Annotated in this window: 1 protein-coding gene; it reads right to left on the bottom strand. The window is 50.7% G+C overall.

The features are described 5' to 3' along the window. Positions 1-77 precede the first annotated feature (77 nt). Complete coding sequence (locus OKC31_RS21425) at positions 78-3,095, bottom strand: Tn3-like element IS3000 family transposase (protein ID WP_021740570.1); 3,018 nt, start codon at positions 3,093-3,095, stop codon at positions 78-80. Positions 3,096-3,240: the final 145 nt, after the last annotated feature.

Below are 3,240 nucleotides of genomic sequence, written 5' to 3' on the forward strand. Positions count from 1 at the left end.
AGGGGTTCTAGGGATTTTCCGTCCAAAAACGACAAAGTGCTCTGGAGGCCGCGCCGTCCGTGGCCTCCAGAGGGGTATTACTTTTCGCTGACGGGTAAATATCCCTCGATTGAGCGCATAAGCTCCTCCAGATCTGGCAATTTTTCGCTCAATTCGAAGTGGTAAGTCCCCTTGAGGTTAATGTTGTGCCAGGCCACAGGGGATGCCTGTTTGACGATATCTATTCTCTTGGTATCTCCTTGGTATTCGAAGCTGGTCAACAGCTGGCTGAGTATCCTGGAGTTGAAGTAAACGATGGCATTGGTGACCAGGCGAGCGCACTCATTCCATAGCTGGATTTCTTCGTCTGAACTGCCCCGGAACTGATCCCCATTGACGCTGCTCACGGCCCGACGCAGTTGGTGATAGGCCTCTCCCCGGTTCAGCGCGCGCTGAACATAGTTTCTTAAACTGGCATCATCGATGTAGCACAGTAGATAATTCGCTTTCACCAGGCGATTGTATTCCGTCAGGGCTTCCAGCAGCGGGTGATTGCGCTTGTACTCCGAGAGCTTTCTCACCAAGGTGGCTTGCGTTGTTTTCCGCTGCTTAAGTGATACTGCAATCCGTTGGATGGTATCCCAGTGCTGCGCAATACGATGGGTATTGATTGGCTTTTTTAAGCACAGCTGAATTCGGTGTTCTTTGTCTTCCTTGACATCAAACATGTCATTGATCACTTTGCCAACCTGGGCATAGCGTGGGGCAAACTGGTATCCGAACAGATCCAGTAACGCGAAGTTCACATGGTTCACCCCATGGGTATCGGTTGAGAGCACATCCGGAATGATGTCTGACGTATTGCTCATCAACAAATCAAAGATGTAGTGCGATTCATGTTCGTTGGCGCCGATCACTCTGGCGTTGATCGCAGCGTGATTGGCGATCAAGGTCATGGCAGAAACACCTTTTTGAGTGCCAAAGTACTTCGACGAATAACGGGTTTTGAAGGTCTCGCGCCGGGCTTCGAACTTTTGACCATCGGCACTGGCGTGGATCACATCTTCCTGGATGTTGTAGTACCGGAAGATGGGTAGCTTGGCTGTCGCGTTATTGATGTTGTCGTTAGCAGCATTCAATGTTTCCAGGCGAAGATAGTTCGCCTGGATAGTGCTGAGCTGATCATAGGTACGATCAGAGATCTGTGCCATGCCGTAAATGCCTTGATTGGTTGCATTGCCGACCAGAATTGCCAACAGGTCATATTCATGGGAACGGCTTCTGGATTGGGAACCCAGCACATGAGCGAAGCAGTCAATGAAACCGGTGTCACGATCAACCATGCGCAGTACATCCGCAATCCCCGTTGTGGGAATTTGCTGGAAGAAGGGATTGTTGACCAGATGATGTTTGCTGGCCGAAGGCAGGCGCCAGAAGCGTTTACCCTGCGGATTACGCAAGATGATATTCCGGTTGTCTTCCTGTTCAAGATATTCGCCGACTTCGTACAAACGGGTATCCAATTCCATGGCCATCTGTTTGATCAGCTTTTCAGGCTCCTCCGCTAATTTTGTAAAATGGCTCTGTTGAAGCAGCGTATATTTGTTTTTTCGCCAATGTTCCCCGTCGATCAGGTCGGCGTCGAGTGCCCGGTATTTAGTGATATCAGGCAGCGTCAGCTGGCCATTCAGGCGATCAGGAATCTGTTGATAGAGGAACCACTCATAACGATCGATCAGGATATTCCCTTCACCATCCAGCAGGAATTCACGTGATTTTTTGGAAAGGAGTCTGGTGTCGGCAGTTTGCAACTGAGCGTCCTGGCCGTTGAGTTCGTTTTGTGTTTTCGCCAAGGCGGCCGCTAAGTGCTGGGTGCCGTCGCAGCCTTCGAAGCGCAGACATAGGAACAACTCTCGCAGCAAACCTTTCCGCAGACTTTCTTTCTCGTCGCAGTACTGCCACATGGCTTCATCGACCGATCGTCGCTGCTCGTTCAGGAAGAGACATACAGATTCCAGATCCCTTTTGGTCAGCAGGCTCAGTGCTTGCTGTCTTACTGTTGCAAACGGTAGTTGCAGATCAATGCTGTCATCAATGAACAGGTGCAGTACTTCAGCTGCCTTGCTGACATTTTTAGCTGCTTTTTGCCAATCCTTAAACACCGCTTCCTGCGCATAATCCTTTGCCTTCTGTTTGGTCTGTCTGACATGATGCACAAAGCCATCGGCAATACGTTCCAGCGCTTGCTGCCATCGCGTTTGAAGATAGCACAATAAATACAGCCATTGGCTGCCTACGGTTTGACGTTTCAGTTTGGCACCGTAGTAGTCGACTTTCTCTGCCAGGTGTTGCAGATTTTTCTGCGACAGTGATAGCGTGCTCAACAGCAGATCCACTTCCGGCATCCAATGCTGGATATGGCGATAGACAATCAGTTCTTTCTCCAACTCGGTTCCGGTGAAGTTACGAGCCGATTGTCGCAACTGTCGGAACGGCAGTGGACCTGTGCCGTTCACGAGCTCCGCCAGTGCTTGCTTAAGACCGCGTGACATTGCACGCTCAAGGTGCGCGGCCATGTGTTCCTGTTCGTCTCCCACCACCTGACTGATGATCTTTTGCAGCGTGCTGTAGGCAGGGATTGCGATCTTCTGCCCCGAACAATATTCAATGGCCGCATCGAAGAGGTGCCTAGGCGCTGTCCAGGCTCTGGCTTGCTGGGATAAGTAATCTCTCAACGCCGCTCCATGGTCTTTGACATTCCAGCGCTGGTAGTTGCAGAGCTGGAAAACACGTTGGTAAATCCGTTCGTTCTCTTTTGGCGTGAGATTAAAGGGTCTACAGCCTGGGCCTGGTAGAACGGTTTGATAAACGTATTTGAGGTCCTGCTTGATCTGATGAAAGCCGGGATTCAGCACCACCGGCTTGGCTTTGAAATAGCCCAGCAGTACCACCAGCATGTAACGCTGGCCCCGATGACGGAGGCTTTTAGCGATCGCCAGTTCCTTATCGTTCAGCGAGAAAAAGAAGCGTTGGTCGGCGGAGGTGAAAGCGGGGGGTCCATATAACTCATCTTGTTCTGCCTCGGACAAGATTTGGACACGTTCTTCGAATGCCATGGATTTAGCCCAAAAAGACTAAATCTTACTCAAACAGAGCCCAAATAGGGATCTCGAAAAAAGTAATACCCCTCTGGAGGCCACAGACGGCGGGGCCTCCAGAGCACTTTGTCGTTTTTGGACGGAAAATCCCTAGAACCCCAAA

Origin of the sequence: Aeromonas sp. Y293-4 (assembly GCF_027705905.1) — a bacterium.
Classification (GTDB): Bacteria; Pseudomonadota; Gammaproteobacteria; order Enterobacterales; family Aeromonadaceae; genus Aeromonas; species Aeromonas veronii.

Coding starts and splice junctions, on each gene's coding strand:
- OKC31_RS21425 (WP_021740570.1), bottom strand. CDS start 3,095: ATGGCATTCGAAGAACGTGTCCAAATCTTGTCCGAGGCAGAACAAGAT.